Raw genomic sequence first — 21,346 nt, 5'->3', positions numbered from 1 at the left:
GTCGGCGACGGCCTCAGCCGAGCGGTACTAATCGCCCGAGCTCTTCACCCGCTCGACGGGCCCGCCGGGATGGTCGGCGGTCGCCGCCGCTCGGGCGCTCCCCACGGCATCGCTGGAGGTCGCGCTACGCGCTGTGCGGCCCTGAGGGCACGCGGGGGCGGATGTCCCCCGGGCCGGCGGGCGCCGCCCACCGGTCAGCGGCCATGGCAGGGGGGGGGTACGCCCGGTCCCGTTCCGAACCCGGAAGCTAAGCCCCCGAGCGCCGAGAGTACTGCGGTGTAGACCGTGGGAGGGCAGGGCGCCGCTGACCGGTGGACGGCACCGAGCCGTTCGCTTAACATGAATGAGGGCCTCCGGCTGATGCCGGAGGCCCTTTTTCGTATATACCTATACAATGGTTGCGGTTTAGACGCAGCAAAGATCTTGGAGGTAGCCATGGCAGAGGCTGGCATCGGCGTCGATATCGTTGAAATATCGCGCATGGAGCAGATCCTCAAGCGCACCCCCTCGTTTGCACAGCGCATGTTCACCGATGAAGAGCGTGCGTATTGCGAAGCTTCGGCCCGTCCTGCTGCACACTATGCAAGCCGTTTTGCCGCCCGAGAGGCCGTGCTTAAGGCTTTGGGAACTGGCTTCGCCAAGGGAATCGGTCGTAAGGATGTGTCGGTGTCGCGCGACGCTTCCGGGCGCCCGTCTGTCGTGCTGGCGGGGAGGGCCCTCGAGGTGGCCCATGAGCTCGGAATCATCGAGGTTGCTCTCTCGCTATCTCTTACCAGCGATCTTGCCGTTGCGAATGCCATGGCCATTACCGAGGACGCCCGACCTCGGCCAAAGGAGAAGCCCGAAGATGAGCGCCAGCGTATCGCGCGGTCTTTTCGAGAGGCCCGATCTGTGCTCGATGAACTTGAGCGAGTGCAGGATAATGAGCTGAGATCTATTTCCGGTGAGACCATAATCGAGCATGGGGGTGTCTATGAGGCCGGTTCTGAGCTGTGATGAGGTGCGCCGTCTCGAAGACGTGATTGAAAAGGAGGGCACGTCGAAAGCCGAGCTCATGGAGTTCGCCGGCGAGTTCGTTGCCTCCGAAGCGCTTAAGGGCAATCCGAGCCGCGTTGTGATTCTGGTTGGATTTGGCAACAACGGCGGGGACGGCTGGGTTGCTGCAGACATCTTGGCTCAAAAGGATGTTCACGTTGATGTGGTGAGTCCTGTTGAGCCCGATGAGATATCTGCGCCCTTGGCGCGCCATGTTGCCCGACGCACCGCTGGTCGCGATGTCAATATTGTTGTGGGTCCATCTAAAGACGAGCTCAGCGAACTTATCGGCGAGGCCGATCTGGTTATCGATGCCATTTTAGGCACTGGTTTCCATGGAGAGCTCCGGCCGCCATTTTCTATCTGGATTCCTGTTGTGAACGAGCTGGAGCCTACCGTGCTTTCGGTCGACGTTCCTTCAGGTCTTGATGCGCAGACGGGTGTGGTTGAGCATGACTGTATACGTGCTAGCCGCACGGCGACCATGCTTGCGCCCAAGCTTGGGTTATATAGCGCCGACGGTCCAGAATATGCTGGCGAAATCATGTGCGGGCGTCTGTATGACCAGCTTGATGAGGTAATCGATGATGTTGAGCACGAGGCGGAAATTGTCGACCCCGTCGACTTGATCGATTTTTTCGAGCCTTTGCCGATGAACATCAACAAGTATTCTCGTGGTTCGGTGCTCGTCGTTGCCGGCTCCGCGACGTATCCGGGCGCGGCGATGATGGCCGCAAAGGCCGCTGCGCGCGCGGGGGCTGGATACGTTGCCGTGGCGTGTCCTTCTGCCTGCGCGAATCTGATTCGCATGGCCTTGCCGTCCGTTCCCGTTATCGACATCCCCTCAGATTCACGCGGCGCATTCGGGGCTGCTGCGCGCAAGGCGGTGTGTAAGGCCGCCGAAAAGTTCTCCTGCGTGCTCTGTGGCCCTGGCATTACGACTGCTGCAGGCTGCATCGATGTGGTATCTGGGCTTCTGAAAATGGATGTTCCGCTCGTGTTGGACGCCGATGCCCTCAACTGCCTTGCGAAGTATTCCATCGGCGGAATCGATAAGACGCCCGAGCTTTACCGGCGCGATGCACCCCTTATCCTGACGCCGCACCATAAGGAGCTCTCGCGTCTAATTGGCGACGATCCGGTCACTGACCTCGGTACGGCAATCGAAGCTTCGCGCCGGTTGCTCTGGGCCGCCGGTTCGGAAGATATGATCGTCGTGGCCAAGGGCCCGTCGACCGCTGCGGCGGGCGTGGAGAGGGTTCTTCTGCCCATGGCTGGGCCCGCTTCACTCGCCACGGCTGGTTCGGGCGATGTTCTTGCTGGTATCATCGCGGGCTCTGTCGCGCAGGCTCACAACTACGCAGGGCCCTGGGAGCTGCTGTGCGCCTATGCGGTAACCGTGCACTCGTTTACGGGATTTGCCGCAGCTTCTAGATTTGGCGAGAAGAGCGTGATCGCGACGGACCTCATCGATCTAATCGGGGATGCTATGGAGCTTGCTGCAGAAAGCGCCCTCCACGATTTGGGCGTGCTCGATGAGGGCTCGCAGGTAGAGGAGGCGTAAAGCGCGATGTCTCAGGTGAAGGTGCCCGAGGGGCGTTGGTCGTGGGTCGAGATAGATCGCGGGGCGCTCCGTCGGAACTTGCGTGCTTATAAAAGCCTGCTCGCTCCGCGGCAGAAGTTGTGCTGCGTTGTCAAGGCAGATGCTTACGGGCACGGAGCCATCGAATGCGCGCGCGTGCTCCATTCGGCTGGCGCAGACATGTTCGCGGTCGCCACGGTCCACGAGGGCGTCGAGTTGCGCGAGGCTGGAATCCAGGCTCCGATTCTCATATTGAGCGAGCCGCCCATAACCGCGATTCCGCAGCTTATCGAGAAGAACATCATGCCTACCGTCTACACCATCGAGTTTGCGCTCGCCTATGGTGAGTGCGCTGTGCGAGCGGGTACAGTGGGCAAATACCACCTCGCAATCGAGACCGGCATGAACCGGATCGGCGTGCACTATGCCGACGTGCTCGAGTTCTGCCGCAATATCAACTTCCATCGTGGGATTCAATGCGATGGCGTGTTTACGCATTTCGCTACTGCCGAAGACGTTGCCGGTTGGGATTACAAGCTCCAGTGCAAGCGTTTCGAAGAGGCGGTCCGCGCGCTTGAGGATGCGGGCTTCGATTGCGGTACGGTGCATTGCGACAACACGCCGGCCACGATGCTCGACCCTTCGACGCACTACGATATGGTGCGGGTTGGCATTGGGCTTTACGGGCTCTACCCGTGCGATTCATCGCGTTCGGTCGTCAAGCTCGATCCCGTTATGAGCGTTCGTGCTCGGGTGACGCGCACCGCTCATCCGGCGATGGGCGAGGGCGTGAGCTATGGGTATACGTACCGCGTTCCGCGCACGGCGGTGCAGATATGCACGCTGCCCATCGGTTATGCCGACGGCCTTTCGCGCACGCTTTCAAACCGTATGGAGGTGCTGTACCGCGGAGAACGGGTGCGACAGGTGGGCAATATCTGCATGGACCAGTGCATGGTTGCTATCCAGCAGACACCCATCCATCAGATTCCCGAGGCGGAATATGGCGACGTCATGACCATTATCGGCCGCGATGGCGACGCCGAGATTAGCGCCGATGAAATGGCGCGGTTGCGCGGAACGATTAATTACGAGGTGGTCTGCGATTTCGGGATGCGCCTCGACAAGGTGTACCTCTAACGAGCCTCCCTAGGGCGTTTTGAGGCCCGCCTGCCAGCGCGCCTTCGACGCGCGGGGCGCCTGCAAGGGCGCGGGCATGCAGCGCTTCGGCGCATGGGGAGAGATAAGGAGCTGCCATGGGCATCATGCATATTCCAGGCCACACACGGCAGGCGCCGCGCGAGGTGGCGCTTGAGGAGATTCGCGCCGTCATGGGAGATTGCCGGCTCTGCGAGCTCTGCCAGACGCGCACGAACATCGTGTTCGGTGTGGGCAATCCGCATGCTCGCGTGATGTTCGTGGGAGAGGCTCCTGGGCGCAACGAAGACCTCCAGGGCGAGCCGTTCGTTGGCCGCGCGGGGGAGAACCTCAACAGCATCCTATCGTTGGCTGGGCTCACGCGTGACGAGATCTATATCGCCAACGTGCTGAAGTGCCGCCCGCCGGGAAACCGCAACCCGAAACCGGATGAGGTCCTTGCCTGCTCTCCGTTCTTGCGTGAGCAAATCCGGAGCATATGGCCAGATGTCATTGTGACGCTTGGCAACCCGGCGACGCATTTCGTGCTCAAGACCGAAACCGGGATCACCCGGTTGCGCGGAAGGTTCCATCAGACGGGGCACTTCACGGTTATGCCCACCTTCCACCCTGCGGCAGCGTTGCGAAACCCTGCTTGGCAGGAACTGCTAGAGGAAGACTTTCGGATGCTGGGAGACTGGCTTGCGCGCCATCCAGCCGGCGGTGCGGGCGCGCATGCGCAGGCCCAAGACGCAGGCGAGCCGAACACGGTGGAGGCCGAACACAATGCCGACGCGTTGCCGCGTCCGGAGGAGGGCTGATGGCGCTCGTACGGGAGGCGGCACTGCGATATCGTAGCGGATCGCAGGAGGATACAGAGCGCTTTGGCGAGATTGTCGCGCCGCTTCTCGCCGATGGTGACGTTCTTGTGCTTACCGGCGGTCTCGGTGTGGGAAAGACGCACTTCACCAAAGGCGTCTCTCGAGCTCTGGGTGACGAGCATCCGGTTACGAGCCCTACGTTCGCCTTGATGGCCGTACACGATGGCGGGCGTATTCCGCTCTTCCATTTTGACCTGTATCGGCTTGAACACGCCTACGAGCTGGAGGATACCGGCATTTTCGATGTGTTGGGCTACGAAGGTGCGTGCCTGCTGGAGTGGGGCGAACAGTTTCAGGATGAGCTGACGGATGAGTGCCTGGGCGTTGTGATTACACGGACCGGCGAACATGAGCGCACGATCGCGCTTGAGCCTCATGGGTCACGCGCTGCAGAGCTCGCGGCGGCAGTAGATGATGCGGTTCGCGCGATATCGTAGGGATGCCCCGTGGCCCCGCAGCCTGTTGCTGCCCTGGCTGCGGATTGCGATGGGGCGGCAAGGCGGGCGGCGGTCTGATTTGTTGTGCTGCATGCGAGCTGGTTTTGCCGGCAGGACGGGATGAATGTGGATAAAAATGTCGATTTTCTTCGATGTGAGGCTGGGATGCGGGCGGTCTAGTGGTAATAATCAGGTCCGGAATATGAAAAGCGCTGGAATTTAGACGGCGTGAAGCGATAGCGGGCACACGTTCGCGTTTTTGAGAGCGGCGGAGCGCCTAAAATCGACATTTTTAGCCAGAATGGGACGAAAGAGTGAAGCAGATGTCGAGTGAACGCCTCGTGGTGGCAATCGATACATCGACGGACATGCTTGCGTGCGCGGTTGCGCGCGTAACGGATGCCGCTGGCGACGAGCGGATGACGATCGATGTTCTTGCGACGGGCGACCATATGTGTCGTCGCCGGGCGAACGTCGAGCTTGTGAACACGATTGACGCCGCCCTGGCCGATGCAGGGCGTTCGCGTGACGAAGTCGATGCCTATCTGGTTGGACGCGGCCCCGGCTCGTTCACGGGCGTTCGCATTGGCATCTCGACGGCGAAAGGGCTTGCCCGCGGCGCGAACGTTCCCCTTTACGGTGCGTCCACGCTCGATGCCTGCGCATGGACTGCGTGGCGTGCGGGTGTGCGCGGCCTGCTGGGCGTTGCGGCCGATGCGATGCGCGGCGAGGTATACCCTGCGCTCTACCAGCTTGACGAGGCTGGCGCGCACCGCATGTTCGACCGTGAGCGCGTCGTCAAGGCGGCCGTTGCGGTTGAGGAATGGGCTGCGCGCCCAGATGCGGCGAGCCTGCAGCTTACGGGCGATGGGCTTAAACGCTATGGGTCCCGGTTCAACGAGGCGGGTCTGACCAATCGCATCGATGAGTCGCTCTGGCATCCGACGGGTGAGGGGCTGCTGCTCGCGTGGCGAGCTGTCGAAATGGGTGCGGTTGCAGGTCCTGGGGTTGTTGCTGCCGTTGACGCGGTGGCGGGCGCCGGGGCTGTTGCCGTCACGGACCCTGCCGCGGTGCATGGCGCGCGCACATCGTGCGACCCCGCGCTCGTGCTGCCCATCTATACGCGCCTCTCGGATGCAGAGGAGAATGAGCGCAAGCGCTTAGGGCTCGTCCAGAGTGCTCAGAGCGAAGTGACGGGCGTGGCAGATGAGCTTGCCGGCCGTCACCTGCAGTTTAGGCCCATGGGTGCGGCGGACGCGGAGGCGGCATCTGCCCTCGAGGCGTCCTGTTTTGCCGGTGCCGCCCATACGCCGTGGACGCCAACCCAGTTCCTTTCGGAGTTGGGCGAGGACGCCACCGTGCCGCGTAGTTGGTGGGTGGCTCATGACAACGGCGAGCTCGTTGGTCTTGCGGGCGGCATGGTCATCGAGCACGACGTGCAGATTCTCGATGTTGCCGTGGCGCCCGAGCGCCGGCGTGCGGGCATCGCTCGAAAGCTTCTGGCCCATGTAAGCTACGATGCCCAGATGCTTGGCTGCACGACGGCGTCGCTCGAGGTGGAAGACGGAAACGCTCCCGCCATGGCGCTGTACGAGCACCTTGGCTTCAAGCAGATTGGCCGGCGCCGAAACTACTATGGCCAGGGTGCCGATGCACTTGTGATGCAGGCGGAGCTTCCGCTTGCCCTTCCAGTCGATGCTGCCTCGCCCGAGCCGACATCGGCCGTGATGCGTGTATGGCCCCTTGCGCCGGTTGATCGGACGGAGGATGAGCGAACCGAGATTGAGCGACGCAAGCTCGTGATCGCCATCGAGAGCTCGTGCGATGAGACGGCCGTCGCGATTATCGATGCCGAAGGCTCGATGCTCGCCAATCAAGTTTCGACGCAGATCGATTTTCACGCTCGCTTTGGAGGCGTGGTGCCCGAAATCGCTTCGCGCAAGCACGTTGAGGTTATCGTTGGCGTGGTGGACGCAGCGCTTGAGGAGGCATCTCAGGCGCTCGGCCTTACTGGTGGCACCCTCGATCCGAAAGAGCTCGCGGCTGTGGGCGTGACGCAGGGTCCAGGCCTTGTTGGGGCGCTCGTTGTTGGCGTGGCATTTGCCAAAGGCTTCGCCTATTCAGCCGGAGTGCCGCTCATAGCGGTCAACCATCTTGAGGGCCATCTCTTTGCCAACCTTCTGGCCCAGCCGGACCTCAAGCCTCCTTTCATCTTCACGCTCGTCTCGGGCGGTCACACCATGCTTGTTCATGTGCGCGACTGGGGGGACTACCGGGTGCTGGGGGAGACCCTCGACGATGCGGTGGGCGAGGCGTTCGACAAGGTGGCAAAGGCGCTCGGCCTGGGCTATCCCGGAGGTCCCATCATCTCGCGTTTGGCCGAAACCGGTGACCCCAAGGCAATCGACTTCCCGCGCGCGCTCAACCGCAAAGGGGATTACCGCTTCTCGCTTTCGGGTCTCAAGACGGCGGTGGTCAACTATATCGAGCAGGAAACGGCCGCAGGGCGCACCATCCATCTGCCCGATCTTGCGGCCTCGTTCGAGGCGGCGGTGTTCGACGTGCAGTACAAGAAGGCTTGGAACGCCTTGCGCGAAACGGGCGCACGCGAGTATTGCATCGGCGGCGGCGTGGCGGCCAACCCGCATCTCCGCCAGATGATGGTCGAGAAGCTTGGGCGCCAAGGCGTGCGCGTGACGCTGCCGCCTCGCGATGCCTGCACTGATAACGCCGCAATGATTGCCGAGGTGGCGCGCCGAAAGTTCGAACGCGGAGAGTTCTCCGGTTTCGATATCGACGCAGACCCGAATATGACGCTGTAGCCCAGACGGGCGGGGCCGCTTTCGGCGGCGTGCCGGGCGGCGGATACTCGCGTAGAACGGTGGCGGGTGTCGGATGCTCACGTAGAACGTTAACGGGCAGGAAATCGCAAAAAGAGGGGGGGGCATAAAAAGCCGAATTACGCGATTTCGTGCCCGAAAACTCGGAAAACGTTCTCGTGGCAGGTGTCGGGGGCAGGTGCCCGGGCTGAGGACAGATCCCCGGCTCCGCCGCCGGGGGAGGGCAGGGCGCTAGGCCCTGCACCCGGATTGAGGGCGGGCGCCTGCCCCCCGGCTCCGCCGCCGGCTCCGGCCCTCGGCCTGGGCTTACAGCTCGATGACGAGCTCTACGGGGCAGTGGTCGCTGCCGAAGATGTCGCTGCGGATGGTTGCGTCGCGAACGCGGTCGGCGATGGCATCGCTCACCAGGAAGTAGTCGATACGCCATCCCGCGTTGTTCTTGCGCGCGTTGAACCGATAGCTCCACCAGCTGTAGGCGCCCTCCTCGTCTGGGTGCAGCAGGCGGAAGGTGTCCGTGAAGCCCGCATCAAGCAACTCGGTGAACTTGCCGCGCTCCTCATCGGAGAAGCCGGCATTGCCGCGGTTGCTCTTGGGGTTCTTGAGATCGATCTCTTCGTGCGCAACGTTAAAGTCGCCGCAGGTTACTACGGGCTTGCCGGTTTCGCGCTCAAGCTCTTGCAGAAATGCTCGGTAGGCATCGTCCCAGGCCATGCGCGTATCAATGCGCGCGAGTTCGTTCTGCGCGTTCGGCGTGTAGACATCGACGAACCAGAAGCGCTCGAATTCAAGCGCGCAGACACGGCCCTCGGTGACGGCTGTCGCGACAAGTTCGGATGCTGCTCCTTCTGCGGCGAGGGGGAGCAGCTCTTCGGCATGGCGCACCGAAAGCGGGGCTCCGAGCGCTTCCTCGCGTACGAACACAGCGGTACCCGAGTAGCCTTTGCGCTCGGCATAGCTCCAAACCTGCAGATAGCCGGGAAGATCTATGTGCGCCTGGCCTTCCTGCATCTTGGTTTCCTGTATGGCGAGGATGTCTGCATCCAGCTCCTCGGCGATCTGGGTGAAGCTCGGGTCTTTCTTGAGGACGGCGCGCAGGCCGTTGACATTCCACGATGCGAACTTATACGCACGCTCCGCAGCGACGGGGGTGATTTGAGACATACATGCTCCCTCGAACGGGGGTGGATACGAAACGCTGCGTCCATCCTAGCGTATCGTGGACCAGGCGGTATCGGGGAGGCTTCCTGCCATCAAGCGAGCACAGTGCGCATGGATGCCGGGCGGCGTGTTGCAGAGCGAGCGTAGCGCGTGCAGACGCCAGCGGCGTATTGCAGAGCGGGCACGGTGCGCGCTGCCTCCAGCGGCGTATTGCAGAGCGGGCACGGTGCGCGCGGACACCAAGCGACGTATAGTGGATAGTGCGCTTGCTGCCGGTGCGGCGTGTGCGCATGCGCCCGATGGCGCGTGCCTCCTGACCGCCGCCGGCTTGCGCCGACCGCATGCAGAAGGGAGGCCCCATGTTCGGGCAAGGATGGACGACATCTGATTCGGATGAGGCGTCGGAGAAGCTGAGGGATTTGTTCGATACTCATGCGCGCTCGGTCTTTTTTGGCGGGGCTGGCGTGTCCACGGCGAGCGGCATTCCCGATTTCCGTAGCGCGGACGGGCTCTATAGCCAGCGCTTTGCCTACCCACCGGAAACCATGCTCTCTCATTCCTTCTACGAGGCCCATCCGGCGGAATTCTTCGCCTTCTACCGCGAGCGCATGATCGCGCTCGATGCTCAGCCAAACCAATGCCATCGCAAGCTCGCCGAGCTTGAGCGCTCAGGAAAGCTCGATGCCGTGGTAACGCAGAATATCGACGGGCTGCACCAGGCGGCGGGAAGCCGCTGCGTGTGGGAGCTGCACGGATCGGTGCATCGCAATATCTGCCAGCGCTGCGGGACGGTATATTCTGCCGGCCAGATGGTTTCTCGTGAACTCGAGGACGAGGAGGGTATTCCCCGTTGCCCTGCATGTGGTGGGAGAATCAAGCCGGATGTCGTGCTGTACGAGGAACCGCTCAACCAAGATGTGATCGAGGGGGCCGTGCGCGCCATTGCCTCGGCTGATGTATTGGTGGTTGGTGGAACATCGCTTGTGGTGTATCCGGCAGCCGGGCTGCTCCAGTATTTCCAAGGCGATACGCTGGTTATCGTCAATCGCGATCCCACGCCGCAAGACGCACGGGCAGACGTCCTCATCTCGTGCGATATCGCGCAGGCGTTCGCGTTCTAGCTGCCGGTTCTCGGCGGTGGCCGCTTTGATGCTTTGCGCCGCCCTGGCCGGCGCGCCCGTGCCTGTGTGATATCCGCGCGTGGCGAGGCTTTTGCGCCTCAGGCGGATACAATAGAACTAACTCTGTATCGACCGGTGCGGCGGGCTGCGCGGCGCCGAGGCGAAAGGACCTACATGGCGTACGACACCAAAGTCTGGCGTTGCGGAAAATACACCCTTACGTTCGACCGACCGCGCATCATGGGCGTGCTCAACGTCACGCCCGATTCGTTTAGCGACGGGGGCGAGCACTTCGATACCGATGCGGCCATCGCGCACGGCCTGGCCATGCTCGATGCCGGAGCCGACATCATCGATGTGGGTGGGGAGTCGACGCGCCCCGGTTTCCGCCCGGTGAATGCCGACGAGGAGGCTCGCCGCGTGCTGCCGGTCGTTCGGGCGCTCGCCGCCAAGGGGGCCGTCGTGTCGATTGACACGCGCCATGTCGAGGTCGCGAAGGCTGCCGTGCGCGTGGGCGCTTCAATCGTAAACGACGTTACCGGGTTCACCGACCCTAAGATGGTCGAGTTTGTGGCCAAGAACACCTGTGGCGTGATCATCGTCCATGCCGGCGAGGTGTCCGAGCAGCCGGCGCGTGCGCGCACCGCGGTCCAGTTGGATACCTCGGCCGCGGCGTTTGTTGCCGAGAGGGCGCGCGAGGCGGAAGAGGAGGCCGCTGCGGCAAAGAGTGGAAAGGCCAAGCGGGCGCGGGGCAAGCGCGCCGGCAAGCTGGGAGCCACGTTCGTGCAGCCGCAGCTTCCCTTCGGCGAGGCGTTCGGCGCGGAGGAGAAGGAAGCTGCGCCATCTGCCGAGGCTGCCCCGGCGGCTCACGATGAGGTGCCTGCGGATGGAGCCGTTTCGGGCCAGGACGCCTCGGCGGGCGCGCAGGGTGCTGACGGCCAAGAGGCCTCGCTCGTGGTGGATGAGCTCGCTGCGGTGATGCGCCGGTCTGCACTCCGTGCTGAGGCATATGTGAGTACGTATCAGCCGCGCCGTTTCACCTTGCCGGATTCCGCTCCGATCATGCGCCGTGTCATGGGCTTCCTCTCCGACCAGGCTCGCGCCCTCGTGCGCGCGGGCGTGTCGCGTGACCGCATCTGCATCGATCCGGGCGCCGGTTTTGGCAAGTCGGCCAACGAGGACGTCATCATTCAGCGTGAGACCGCGAAGATGGCCTCGCTCGGCTATCCACTGCTTTGCGCTGTTTCACGCAAGCGCTTCATCGGCGCTGTGTCCGGCGTGGAGGAAGCGGCGGACCGCGATGCGGCCACGTTCGGCGTGTGCCTGGGTGCTATCGAGAACGGGGCGAACATCGTGCGGGTGCACGATGTCGCCGGGTTCGCGCAGTTCCTCAATGGCTTCTGGTCGGTGGCGCGTCCGCAGCCGCGACGCGCGTTCGTGGCGCTCGGCTCCAACATGGGCAACCGCACCGACAACATTCGGGCAGCTCGCGACCTTATCGCCGAGATCCCTCTCACCTGCGTATCTAATTGCTCGCGCATCTATGAGAGCGAACCTGCATACGAGACCCGCCAGGCGCCGTTCGCGAACGCCGTTGTAGAGATCAAGACGGAGCTTGCGCCCTTGGTGCTGCTTGATGAGCTTCTCTCCATCGAGAACTCGTTGGGCCGCAACCGCACCAAGAGCGCGCGCCCCAATGGCCCGCGCGTGATCGATTGCGACCTGGTGTGGATGGACGGCGAGCGCCATGGCGGCGATAAGCTGCGCCTGCCTCACCCCAAGCTCGGAGAACGCGATTTCGTGCTCGTTCCGCTCGAAGACCTCATGCACGACCCAGCTCGCTTCTTCCGTTATGAGGGCGTCGAGGTGCTCGAGCCGGAGGAGCGTATTGGACATGTGGTCGGCGAGCTCGGTTCGCTCTAGCGCGATGGCAGTGCGGGCGGGCGTGATGATGCCAACGCGGACGGGTACAGCGATGGCCCGCGTGGGCGGGCGAGGGCGGCGTGCCGTTGCCGGGTGCTGCCGATGACGCGCGACGAAGCATGGCAGGTGCTGGGCCTTGCCGAAGGAGTCTCGCGCGAAGAGGTTTCGCTTGCCTATCGTGAGCTCGCGCAGATGCTCCATCCCGATAAGTTTGGCGAGAATAAGCGGCTGCGCGCTCGTGCGGAGCAGCAGATGCGCCGCATCAACGAGGCGCGCGACGTGCTGCTCAAGGGCGGCGGGCGAGCGTCGCACAGTGGTGCACGGCCTCGCGGGGGAGCTCGCTCGGGTTCCGGGCGCGGAGGGGCCGCCTCTGCGAACTCGCCTGAGCAAATTCGCCTCGAGGCCGAGGTGCGGGTTCGAGCCGCCGAGACGGCGCGCCTTACCGTGGTGGCTCAAGCGCGCACCATGCGGGAACGTCGGCGCAGCATGGGAATGCTTGCGGGCGGGGCGGCTATCGTCATGATCCTGTGCTCGCGGATGCGCGGCACGATCGGGGTACTTGCATTCTCCGTTGCTTCGATGCTCGTGGTGTGGGGCATCGTTGATGTGGTGAGTCTTTCCGGGCAGATTTCTGTGCTGCAGAAGCGCTCCGCCGAGCTGCTGCGCCAGCGTGATGCCGCCGCCAAGATCGCCGAAGAGGCGGCGCGGCTGTAGCCTTCGCTCGCGGCGGGGCTGGTAGGCGGGGCTCCCGCGCATGGATTGGTGTATTTGCCCCGTGCTAGAATGGGGCGCGTGATAGGCGGCAACAGGGCGAAGGGAACGCGATGGCGCAGAATACGCAGGGGCCGGGCGCGGTATCGCCCCAGCTGGACGAGATGGTGTGCGACCTCATCGGCTTCATGCTTGATGAGCTCGCCGCGGGCTGCGACCCGGGCGTCGTGGCGTGCATGGAAGATTCCCAAGGCAACCGGAGCGAGGCCGCATTTAGCGATGACGGCGAAGAGGAGTGCTTGGAGGCAGCGCGTGCGCTCGTTGCCCGCAGCGCGCAGGGTGTTCCCGAAGATGGGGTGGGGCCAATTGCCCGCTATGCCATCGGCTGCGTCGGTGGCGTTCAGCTCGAGGACGGCTTTGCGGACGCCGTGCTTGTGAGCTTCTACGAGTACGGCCTTACGACGGAGGTCGGTGCGCCCACGGGCTACTCTGCCTACGTGCTCTACGAAGGATTTGGCTTGGGCGACGATTTTGCCTATGCTGATCCGATGCCCGCGGGCGAGGAGCCGCCGCTTATAGAGGGATAGTGGAGCGCATTGAGCGGTCTATCTAATTAATAACTCCCCTCCTATTGCCATTTTATCCAAATTTGCACTATGTCGGTCTTTCAACCTGCAGAATGGCGGTGCGGTTTTCCCATCGCGCTGGTAGGAGCCTTGCAATACGGGTGCCTACCAGCTCGCTTAGAGAGCCGCAAGCATATCGCTGGAAAAAGACCGACATAGCGCAAATTTGGCTAATTCTTTCAAGATAGTGGGGTTATTAAATAATATGCGGGCCCAACAATTCATCCACAAATGAAAGCTATCGGCCGGGTGGGCCTGTGCACTTGCCGTTTGGCGCTATAATCTGCTAGTTCGCCGAAATGAAGCTTGTTTTTATATGCAATGGGAGTAGTAATGCGCGTCGAAAATCTTAGGAATATCGCCATCATCGCCCACGTCGACCACGGCAAGACCACCATCGTGGACAAGCTGCTGCGCGCCACGGATGCCTTCCGTGCTAACCAGCAGGTTGAGGACCGCGTGCTCGACTCGAACGACCAGGAGCGCGAGCGCGGAATCACCATTCTCGCCAAGAACTGCTCGATCGAGTACAAGGGCGTGAAGATTAACATCATCGATACCCCCGGCCACGCCGACTTCGGCGGCGAGGTCGAGCGCGTGCTCAAGATGGCCGACGGGGCGCTTCTACTCGTCGACGCCTTCGAGGGCCCCATGCCCCAGACGCGCTTCGTGCTGCGCCATGCAATCGACACCGGCCTTGCCATCATGATTGTGCTCAACAAGATCGACCGCCCCGGTGCCGATCCGGAGAAGGCGTACAACGACTGCCTCGATCTTATGGCTGATCTTGGTGCCACCGACGAGCAGCTTGAGTTCGCCATGGAGCACGTGGTGTATGCAAGTGCGGTGAACGGGTATGCCCGCCGCGATCCCGATGACGGCAACATGGATATGTATCCTCTGCTCGACATGATCATTGACGATATGCCTGCACCCGAGGTTGACGAGACGGCGCCGCTCGCCATGCAGTGCATGACCATCGATCACTCCAGCTATGTGGGGCGCATCGGCATCGGCCGCGTGTTCTCGGGTAGCCTGCATAACGGAGACACCATTCTTGTGGTGAAGAACGATGGTTCGAGCTCAACCGCGGTCGTCAAGCAGCTCTTCACGTTCGACTATCTTGGCCGCACCGAGTGCCAGGAGGTCCAGGCCGGCGACATCGCCGCTGTGGTGGGTATCGACTGCACGGACATCGGCGATGTGTACACTGATCCCGACAATCCGGTGCACCTCGACCCCATCGAGATCGATCCGCCCACGCTTTCCGTTGTGTTCGAGGCGTCAACCTCGCCGCTCGTGGGTCGCGATGGCGACATCGTGGGCGCTCGCCAGCTCAAGGAGCGCCTCGAGCGCGAGGGCGAGAACAACGTGACCATGCGCATTGAGGAGCTTGAGGACAAGAGCGGCGTTGAGGTCTCCGGTCGCGGCATCTTGCACCTGTCCGTTCTCATGGAGACCATGCGCCGCGAGGGGTACGAGTTCCAGGTGGGCCGCCCGCGCGTGCTCTTCAAGAACGACGAGAGCGGCAACAAGATGGAGCCCGTTGAGCAGGCTGTAGTCGAGTGCCCCGACGAGTACTCGGGCAAGGTCATCGAGGTGTTCGGTAATGCCGGTGGCACCATGGTGAGCATGCAGGCTGGCTCGACCGTTACCCATCTCGAGTTCAAGATTCCTACGCGTGGCATCATGGGCCTCAAGAACCGCATCTTGAACGTCACCCATGGTGAAGGCGTGTTCTACCACACCTTCCTGGAGTACGGCCCCTATGCCGGCGAGCTCGGCGGGCGCAACAACGGCGCCATGATTTCCATGACCACCGAGAAGGCCGTCGCCTACGCCCTCGGCACGCTTCAGGAGCGCGGCCAGCTCTTTGTTGAGCCGGGCACCGAGTGCTACGAAGGCATGATCGTGGGCGAGCGAAGCAAGCCGGGCGACATGGTGGTGAACATCGCGCGTACCAAGAACCTGGGCAATCAGCGCTCCTCAACGGCAGATATTGCCGTGCAGCTCACGCCGCCGCGCACCTTTACGCTCGAGGAGGCGCTCGAGTACATCGCCGACGACGAGCTTGTGGAGGTTACGCCCAAGAACATTCGTCTGCGCAAGCGCATCTTGAACGCGACCGATCGCAAGAAGGCGGCGGTGCGCTCGGGCCAGGTAAAGAAGTAGCCACCGAGGGCCTTGCCCGTGCCAGAAACGTGTTACATGCCAAAGTACGCAATAAGGGGTCGATTTAGGCCCCTTATTGCGTAATTCGGCATGCAAGTTGCATTTCAGCGGTCGATGCGGGTGCGCGCTGCCGTTATAGATGCGCGCAGCCGCGGGCGCGGGCAGGGCGCGATAGGTGCGCGGTCCGCGACGAGCTTTTGAGGCCTGTAGCAGGTCGCGTGCCATCGCCCGTCCTGTTCAGCGCTACACATCGAGCTTTCTCTGGCCGCGCTTGCGACGCATGCGCTTGAGGCGCGAGAGCGCTTCCTTGCGGCGCTCTTGTTCGCGACGTTTTTCGATATCGGCAAGGGTGCGCTCACGGCGATCGGCAAGGGCATCTGCGGAGCGCGCGGTAACCTCTCGGTGCGCACCGGCAACGTCGGCGGTGTGGTGCCGGCGTGGCACCACGCGCGTAAGATCGACCTCGGTGGGGGATTGGATGTTATAGTGCAGCGAAAGCCACCGCACGAACATGGTAAGCGCGGTGCTGAATGTGAGCGCGGCGATGTTGTTCACTCCGCACCCCTGGACTAGGAAGATGTAGGCGGTGGAGCCGGCTATGGCTGCGATAGCGTAGAAGTTGCCTCGCTTAAGGATCGAGGGGGTCTGTGCGAGGCAGATGTCTCGCAGCAAGCCGCCGCCCACGGCGGTGAAGAAGCCCATCATGACGCAGACGGTCGGCTCGAAGCCATAGACCATTGCCTTGTCCGCGCCAACGGCTGAATAGAGGCCGACGGCGAAGATATCCAGGATGTCGATTATGCGATCTTGCCGCTCGACGATCATGGGGAACACAAAGGTGATGGTTGCCGCGATAAGCGAGGTGGGGAGCGCGAGCGGTTGGTTCAGGATGTAGACGTCGCCCACCTGCAAGATGATGTCGCGCAAAAGACCGCCGCCCAGGCCCACGAGAACGGCGAGCCAGAGCGCTCCAACGAAATCGAGCTTGTGCTGGCGCGCGGAAAGCACGCCGGTGACGGACGAGACCACCACGACGAACATCTCGATACCCAGCGGCACGGCGGCTTGCTGCGAGGCGACGCCGGATTGGGCGACGGCGACGGCTGCTGCAGGGGCGGCAGCGAAGACGGGGTGCATTGGCGGTCCTCTCCATGTAAGGCATGCGGGCGAAAGACTGAGTGCTATCTTACATCGCTTTTGAGGGGGTCATTTTGAGTCATTTTGGGACGGGTCCGTTTTGACTCATCTTGTACGCGGATTTGTGTCCAATGCCACGATGAGTCAAAACGGACCCGTCCCAAAATGACTCAAAATGATCGGATCAAGCAGGTTGGGGCAATGGGTGATTTGGTTTTGGAAAAGGAAACTGGCGGAGGAGGAGGGATTCGAACCCTCGTACCCGGGGACACCGGGTAAACGGTTTTCGAGACCGCCGCATTCAACCACTCTGCCACCCCTCCGCATGGGGTGAACGGCGCGCCATCGAGGAAGAGGGCGCGCCGCGAGAAAGCAACTGGCGGAGAGTCAGGGATTTGAACCCTGGAGACGCTTTTGGCGCCTACACGATTTCCAATCGTGCTCCTTCGGCCACTCGGACAACTCTCCGTGTTCAGCACAGGAAATTGTACCGTATCTTTCCGACAATGCAAACGGGGATTTTGTGCAGCTCGTACAAGCGCGGGAAAAGTGCGCCGTTGCAGGCTGGTGGGCGCTCGACGGCGAGCTGATCGGTGGCAGAGCAGTGCGAGGGCGAGCCGATTCTGCTGATAGGCTGGCCCGGCTCGTTCAAGCGTGGGCGGCCATACGGGCCCGGTGCGCTACGCGTCGCTATCTTGCTTAACAAACACTTATATCTTTGCCGCTTGATACCAAATCGCGCTGGGTGCCTGCATGTGCTGCTCTGAAGCCGATACACTTTATATGCATGATGTATATGAATGGATCGCGCTGCGCGGTTTCGTGGTGCGCTCGCCGCGGTGCGCATGGCGCGGGGACGATAGGCAGTAGGAGAGATCGGGGATGCAGAGTCGTCGGCTGGGGTTTGTGGCTTCATGGAATATGCTCACCGGAGAGCGCGGATGGTATAAGCCGATCGTGGTTCTGGCGCTCTTGTCGTGGGTGCCGTTTCTTGGCACCATCGCGCTTTTGGGTTACGCGTACGAATGGGCGCGCCTTGCTGCATGGGGAGTCGACTGCGCCCCGCGCAGGCAGGGAATCGATTATCTCAAGCTGCTCAAGACGGGTGGATGGGCGTACCTTATCCTCTTGAGCATGTCTCTTGCGTGCGGGGTGGTTCTCTCGGTGCTATTCGGCGTTGACCACGTGGCGTTTCTTCCCCTCAGTTTCGATGGGGCGGGCACGTGGGGCGTCTGGCAGGGCGAGGGGCGCTATCTTTTCATGTTCTCGCCGCGTGCGCTGGCGAGTCTCGTGGGGCAGGTCGTCCTTGGCGGATTCATTCTTGCCGCGATGATGCGCGGAGTCGTATACGATGGCTTCGCCGCTGGATGGCGGCTCGACCGCTTGGCCCAAATGATCGTTTGCGACCCAGGTGGCTTCATGAGGCTGGTGGGGGTTTCCGCCATTGGGTGCGCGGCGGCGCTCATGTATTCCTGGGCTTCTGCGGCGATCATGGGTGCCATCGCATCGGTGGGTATCTCGTATTTCGAGTTCTATGATGGCGCACTTTACTTCGTCTTCAATTCCGAGCATCTCCTGCGCCACCTGTTCACGCTCAGCCCGACGAACGCCTTGGGCGGGTTCCTGCTGTCTACGGCTTTCTCGTTCATAGGTTCGGCGCTTTCGGTCGCGATGCAACTTGTGGCAACGCATGCAGCGGGAATGTGGTTTCGCCGCTTCGACGTGGGGCGCTGGGGGCTCTCGTCCGATCCCCTGCCCGACGGGGTTCCGCACGAGGTCTAGCTGCTTCAGATTGAGGCTCGGGTTCAATCGAGGGGCTCCATCGAGGCCCGTGTCCGCAGCAAGGACCAAGCACAAATCGAGGCCGCACGCCGTCCGTCATCCATGCGGACCGCGTAACACTTTTGGGAAAACAATGGGCTTTGCCGTGCCGCGCGAGCGCTCGCTGCGGTGTGTGGCGCATGGATTAAGCGTGTTTAGCTGGGAAAACAGCATGCCCGCGGGCCGGGCCTCAGTGCATGTTCTGCATATTGAACGAACGCGGCCAGCATTTGTTCAGATACGCGTGAGAACCTTGGCTTGCATGGATGGACGGGCACCGTTCGCCCCGCTAGCTCGGCCCCTGTGCCGCGCGGCCTCCGGCAACCCACGACGTTGCTTCCGGCGGCCGTGCGGCGGACGCGGGGTGTATGTGGAGCTCATGAGGGTGTAGCACGGACTTCTTGAGATTTCGGCAGGAAGCGGCTATAGTAGCTGAGTCCTTTCCTGCTCCGGGCGCACCTTCACGACCCGGAGCCTTATGCCCAGAGGAGGTGACCACATGAAGGCTTATGAACTGCTGTTCTTCGTCAACCCGTCTCTTGATGTCGAGACTCGCGCTGCTGTTATGAAGCGTATCGACGTGACGATTGCTGCCGGTAACGGCAAGGTTGACAACGTTGACGAGTGGGGCAAGCGCAAGCTCGCCTACGAGATCAACGATCTCACCGAAGGTGACTACACCCTCATCAACTTCCATGCAGATCCCGCGTCGATCGCCGAGCTCGATCGCGTTCTCCGCATTACCGATGCGGTGGAGCGCCACATGATCGTGCGCCGTGACGACCAGGAGTAAATCGCCTATGGAAGGGGCGCGATGCGCCCAGCGGGTGCGTGCCGGCTCGGCGCGCTGCCCGTACATGAGAGGTAGTGAGCACGCATGAGCATTAACCGAGTTAACATTTCCGGCAACCTCACCCGCGATCCGGAGCTTCGCATGACGAGCGGCGGCACCCAGGTGCTCTCGTTCGGTGTCGCGGTGAACGATCGCAGGCGCAACCCCCAGTCCGGCGAGTGGGAAGACTATCCCAACTTCGTGGACTGCACCATGTTCGGTGCGCGCGCGGAGGCGGTGAGCCGCTACCTCAGCAAAGGCTCCAAGGTCGCGATTGAGGGGAAGCTGCGTTACAGCTCTTGGGAGCGTGACGGCCAGCGCCGTAGCAAGCTCGAGGTCATCGTCGATGAAATCGAGTTCATGAGCAGGGGCTCCCAGCAGGGTGACGGAGGGTATTCCAACGCACCCCAGGCCCCGCGCGGAGGCTATGCCCAGCAGCCCCAGGCGCGCCCGCAGGCGCCTGTCCAGGCTCCGCCGACGGCGGATATCTACGACGAGGATATTCCGTTCTAGAGGCATAGACACCTGGTTTGCACGAGTGCGCTCCGGTTATGCCGGACGCGCCAAACGAAAGGTATTTTGACATGGCTAATGATTATTCAACACGTCAGCCGCGTCGTAAGTACTGCCAGTTCTGCAAGGAGCACACTGAGTACATCGACTACAAGGATACTCAGCTCCTTCGCAAGTACATGACCGACCGCGGCAAGATCAAGCCGCGCCGCGTCACTGGCGCTTGCACGCAGCACCAGCATGACATCGCGAACGCGATCAAGCGCGCCCGCGAGATGGCTCTTCTGCCGTACGCTGTCCCCGTGGTTTCCTCCCGCGGTGGCCGCAACCGCGACTAGCAGGCCGTTTGCTCGTTCATGATGATGTTCGACGGGCAGCATAGCGCAGCCGGATCAGATGGGACCGAGATCGTTCCCGCCCGGCAGCGCGCTTCGCGACCAAACGGCGGATGGCTGTGGTTCGTAGGGATCGGGCTGTCCGTGGCCGTGATGGCACGGTACCCCATGCTCGGGGTGGCGTGCCTTGCGATGGGTCTCAGGACCCAGTCTGAGCGCTTCGGCGCGAAGGGCTTGGTTGCGGGCTTGGGCATCTCGGGTGCCGTCCTCGTTGCGTGGATGGTGCTCGATGGTGTTTCCAACGTGCTGTTCGCAGTTCCGCTCGTTGGCATCGCGGCAGCCATCTCCGCGCTCATGTGGAAGAGGCGTGCGGGCGTTACCGAGGTATCGCTTGTGGTCACCGCGGCTATCGCGTTGTGCATGGCAGTTGATGGCTTCACCGCCTTCAACGCTGGTACGAACCTTGCCGAGGTGACGTCGGCGATGCTTATGGAGGTTGCCCGCGCTTCGGTTGGTCGCGGCGTCGAGGCTGAGCTTGCGCTCGTCTCGATCGAGCCCCTGATTTCGGTCATCTGGCCGATGGTGTACGTGCTCTCCGCCGCTCTCGATGCGCTCGTCGCCGGATTCGGGTCGTTCCTTGGCTCGGTCCAGCGTCCGGCCTCGTGGGGCGAGATGCCTGCGCCGGGGCAGCGCCTTCGGGTTCCGCAGATCAGTCTCTTCGACGCGCCGCTCTGGGCGGTTGGGGTGCTGGCCCTCTCTGTCCTAGGGATGGGAGCCTCATTTGCCGCTGTGCCCGAGTCGCAGCTACTCCGGACTGTCTCCGTCACGCTCTTTTTGGCGGTAAGGATCATCTTCTTGATCCAAGGTCTTGGCGTGATCTTGGGATTGCTCGGCCGCTGGCGCATAGGGTGCTTCGGGCGGTTCGCCGTCATCATGGTTGCAACTTGGCTTGAGGTGATGTTCGTTGTGAGCATCATCGGCCTCATCGATGTGTGGGCCAACTTCCGCAAACTTCCGCGGGATGGTTCGCACAACGAGGCACACACGTAAGAAATGCGTCGCGCGTGCGACGCGCAGGATAGGAG

18 protein-coding genes, 2 tRNA genes and 1 rRNA gene are annotated in these 21,346 nt (G+C 62.3%); 17 read left to right on the top strand and 4 right to left on the bottom strand.

The genetic code is table 11. The features are described 5' to 3' along the window. Positions 1–193 precede the first annotated feature (193 nt). The 7 genes from rrf (at position 194) to tsaD (ending at position 7,894) form a co-directional block, all read left to right on the top strand. Positions 194–310, top strand: a 5S ribosomal RNA gene (gene rrf, locus GJE22_RS05335). A gap of 125 nt (positions 311–435) precedes the next feature. Then, positions 436–996, top strand: coding sequence for a holo-ACP synthase (gene acpS / locus GJE22_RS05330; RefSeq protein ID WP_144688181.1), 561 nt, complete (start codon positions 436–438; stop codon positions 994–996). Further along, entirely contained in the window at positions 974–2,599 is a 1,626-nt protein-coding gene (locus tag GJE22_RS05325) for an NAD(P)H-hydrate dehydratase (protein ID WP_144688182.1), read from the top strand. The genes acpS and GJE22_RS05325 overlap by 23 nt, the downstream gene beginning before the upstream one ends. A 6-nt stretch (positions 2,600–2,605) precedes the next feature. Continuing rightward, positions 2,606–3,757, top strand: coding sequence for an alanine racemase (gene alr / locus GJE22_RS05320; protein ID WP_144688183.1), 1,152 nt, complete (start codon positions 2,606–2,608; stop codon positions 3,755–3,757). A gap of 116 nt (positions 3,758–3,873) precedes the next feature. Further along, positions 3,874–4,575, top strand: coding sequence for a uracil-DNA glycosylase (locus tag GJE22_RS05315; RefSeq protein WP_144688184.1), 702 nt, complete (start codon positions 3,874–3,876; stop codon positions 4,573–4,575). After that, complete coding sequence (gene tsaE / locus GJE22_RS05310; protein WP_144688185.1) at positions 4,575–5,072, top strand: tRNA (adenosine(37)-N6)-threonylcarbamoyltransferase complex ATPase subunit type 1 TsaE; 498 nt, start codon at positions 4,575–4,577, stop codon at positions 5,070–5,072. The genes GJE22_RS05315 and tsaE overlap by 1 nt, the downstream gene beginning before the upstream one ends. Positions 5,073–5,395: 323 nt before the next feature. Next, positions 5,396–7,894, top strand: a complete 2,499-nt coding sequence (tsaD, locus tag GJE22_RS05305; RefSeq protein WP_144688186.1) for a tRNA (adenosine(37)-N6)-threonylcarbamoyltransferase complex transferase subunit TsaD — start codon at positions 5,396–5,398, stop codon at positions 7,892–7,894. A 324-nt stretch (positions 7,895–8,218) separates the two neighbouring features. Here the strand turns inward: tsaD and GJE22_RS05300 are convergent, their stop codons facing one another. Next, a complete protein-coding gene (locus GJE22_RS05300) occupies positions 8,219–9,073 on the bottom strand; it encodes an exodeoxyribonuclease III (RefSeq protein ID WP_019128676.1) in 855 nt (284 codons plus the stop codon). Between the two features lie 356 nt (positions 9,074–9,429). Here GJE22_RS05300 and GJE22_RS05295 point away from each other — a divergent pair, with 356 nt between their 5' ends. The 5 genes from GJE22_RS05295 to typA all read left to right on the top strand — a co-directional run bounded on the left by GJE22_RS05295 (position 9,430) and on the right by typA (position 15,623). Beyond that, entirely contained in the window at positions 9,430–10,191 is a 762-nt protein-coding gene (locus GJE22_RS05295) for an NAD-dependent protein deacylase (RefSeq protein WP_144688187.1), read from the top strand. Between the two features lie 174 nt (positions 10,192–10,365). Then, on the top strand, positions 10,366–12,114 hold the full coding sequence (gene folP / locus GJE22_RS05290) for a dihydropteroate synthase (protein WP_144688188.1): 1,749 nt from the start codon (positions 10,366–10,368) through the stop codon (positions 12,112–12,114). Positions 12,115–12,216: 102 nt separating this feature from the next. Continuing rightward, entirely contained in the window at positions 12,217–12,828 is a 612-nt protein-coding gene (locus GJE22_RS05285) for a J domain-containing protein (protein WP_144688189.1), read from the top strand. A 110-nt stretch (positions 12,829–12,938) separates the two neighbouring features. Then, entirely contained in the window at positions 12,939–13,412 is a 474-nt protein-coding gene (locus GJE22_RS05280) for a hypothetical protein (protein ID WP_144688190.1), read from the top strand. A 372-nt stretch (positions 13,413–13,784) separates the two neighbouring features. Beyond that, the gene (typA, locus tag GJE22_RS05275; RefSeq protein ID WP_144688191.1) at positions 13,785–15,623 is read left to right on the top strand and encodes a translational GTPase TypA; all 1,839 of its coding nucleotides are present in this window, start codon (positions 13,785–13,787) and stop codon (positions 15,621–15,623) included. Positions 15,624–15,866: 243 nt separating this feature from the next. On the opposite strand, the gene GJE22_RS05270 is transcribed toward typA, so the two are convergent. The 3 genes from GJE22_RS05270 to GJE22_RS05260 all read right to left on the bottom strand — a co-directional run bounded on the left by GJE22_RS05270 (position 15,867) and on the right by GJE22_RS05260 (position 17,228). Further along, a complete protein-coding gene (locus tag GJE22_RS05270) occupies positions 15,867–16,760 on the bottom strand; it encodes a trimeric intracellular cation channel family protein (protein WP_144688192.1) in 894 nt (297 codons plus the stop codon). Between the two features lie 230 nt (positions 16,761–16,990). After that, positions 16,991–17,083: transfer RNA gene (locus GJE22_RS05265), tRNA-Ser, on the bottom strand. 54 nt (positions 17,084–17,137) lie between these two features. Next, positions 17,138–17,228, bottom strand: a tRNA-Ser gene (locus GJE22_RS05260). A 414-nt stretch (positions 17,229–17,642) separates the two neighbouring features. On the opposite strand from GJE22_RS05260, the gene GJE22_RS05255 reads away from it, so the two are divergent. The 5 genes from GJE22_RS05255 (at position 17,643) to GJE22_RS05235 (ending at position 21,311) form a co-directional block, all read left to right on the top strand. Continuing rightward, complete coding sequence (locus GJE22_RS05255) at positions 17,643–18,542, top strand: DUF4013 domain-containing protein (RefSeq protein WP_144688193.1); 900 nt, start codon at positions 17,643–17,645, stop codon at positions 18,540–18,542. 538 nt (positions 18,543–19,080) lie between these two features. Beyond that, positions 19,081–19,374, top strand: a complete 294-nt coding sequence (gene rpsF / locus GJE22_RS05250) for a 30S ribosomal protein S6 (protein WP_019128685.1) — start codon at positions 19,081–19,083, stop codon at positions 19,372–19,374. Positions 19,375–19,458: 84 nt separating this feature from the next. Next, positions 19,459–19,926, top strand: coding sequence for a single-stranded DNA-binding protein (locus tag GJE22_RS05245; RefSeq protein WP_019128686.1), 468 nt, complete (start codon positions 19,459–19,461; stop codon positions 19,924–19,926). Between the two features lie 71 nt (positions 19,927–19,997). Further along, on the top strand, positions 19,998–20,264 hold the full coding sequence (gene rpsR / locus GJE22_RS05240) for a 30S ribosomal protein S18 (protein WP_019128687.1): 267 nt from the start codon (positions 19,998–20,000) through the stop codon (positions 20,262–20,264). An 18-nt stretch (positions 20,265–20,282) separates the two neighbouring features. Next, positions 20,283–21,311, top strand: a complete 1,029-nt coding sequence (locus tag GJE22_RS05235; protein ID WP_235895812.1) for a DUF2232 domain-containing protein — start codon at positions 20,283–20,285, stop codon at positions 21,309–21,311. Positions 21,312–21,346: the final 35 nt, after the last annotated feature.

It is taken from the genome of Enorma shizhengliae (assembly GCF_009676995.1).
GTDB classification, from domain to species: Bacteria; Actinomycetota; Coriobacteriia; order Coriobacteriales; family Coriobacteriaceae; genus Enorma; species Enorma massiliensis.
The sequence above is the reverse complement of the archived record's forward strand: the minus strand, read 5'-3'. Positions and strand labels throughout refer to the sequence as shown.

Excerpts from the sequence above, each read along its gene's own strand:
- GJE22_RS05255 (WP_144688193.1), top strand. The coding sequence starts at position 17,643 with ATGCAGAGTCGTCGGCTGGGGTTTGTGGCTTCATGGAATATGCTCACC.
- acpS (WP_144688181.1), top strand. The coding sequence starts at position 436 with ATGGCAGAGGCTGGCATCGGCGTCGATATCGTTGAAATATCGCGCATG.
- GJE22_RS05285 (WP_144688189.1), top strand. The coding sequence starts at position 12,217 with ATGACGCGCGACGAAGCATGGCAGGTGCTGGGCCTTGCCGAAGGAGTC.
- alr (WP_144688183.1), top strand. The coding sequence starts at position 2,606 with ATGTCTCAGGTGAAGGTGCCCGAGGGGCGTTGGTCGTGGGTCGAGATA.
- typA (WP_144688191.1), top strand. The coding sequence starts at position 13,785 with ATGCGCGTCGAAAATCTTAGGAATATCGCCATCATCGCCCACGTCGAC.
- tsaE (WP_144688185.1), top strand. The coding sequence starts at position 4,575 with ATGGCGCTCGTACGGGAGGCGGCACTGCGATATCGTAGCGGATCGCAG.
- GJE22_RS05295 (WP_144688187.1), top strand. The coding sequence starts at position 9,430 with ATGTTCGGGCAAGGATGGACGACATCTGATTCGGATGAGGCGTCGGAG.
- GJE22_RS05270 (WP_144688192.1), bottom strand. The coding sequence starts at position 16,760 with ATGCACCCCGTCTTCGCTGCCGCCCCTGCAGCAGCCGTCGCCGTCGCC.
- GJE22_RS05300 (WP_019128676.1), bottom strand. The coding sequence starts at position 9,073 with ATGTCTCAAATCACCCCCGTCGCTGCGGAGCGTGCGTATAAGTTCGCA.
- GJE22_RS05235 (WP_235895812.1), top strand. The coding sequence starts at position 20,283 with ATGATGATGTTCGACGGGCAGCATAGCGCAGCCGGATCAGATGGGACC.
- tsaD (WP_144688186.1), top strand. The coding sequence starts at position 5,396 with ATGTCGAGTGAACGCCTCGTGGTGGCAATCGATACATCGACGGACATG.
- GJE22_RS05315 (WP_144688184.1), top strand. The coding sequence starts at position 3,874 with ATGGGCATCATGCATATTCCAGGCCACACACGGCAGGCGCCGCGCGAG.
- GJE22_RS05325 (WP_144688182.1), top strand. The coding sequence starts at position 974 with ATGAGGCCGGTTCTGAGCTGTGATGAGGTGCGCCGTCTCGAAGACGTG.
- GJE22_RS05245 (WP_019128686.1), top strand. The coding sequence starts at position 19,459 with ATGAGCATTAACCGAGTTAACATTTCCGGCAACCTCACCCGCGATCCG.
- GJE22_RS05280 (WP_144688190.1), top strand. The coding sequence starts at position 12,939 with ATGGCGCAGAATACGCAGGGGCCGGGCGCGGTATCGCCCCAGCTGGAC.
- folP (WP_144688188.1), top strand. The coding sequence starts at position 10,366 with ATGGCGTACGACACCAAAGTCTGGCGTTGCGGAAAATACACCCTTACG.
- rpsR (WP_019128687.1), top strand. The coding sequence starts at position 19,998 with ATGGCTAATGATTATTCAACACGTCAGCCGCGTCGTAAGTACTGCCAG.
- rpsF (WP_019128685.1), top strand. The coding sequence starts at position 19,081 with ATGAAGGCTTATGAACTGCTGTTCTTCGTCAACCCGTCTCTTGATGTC.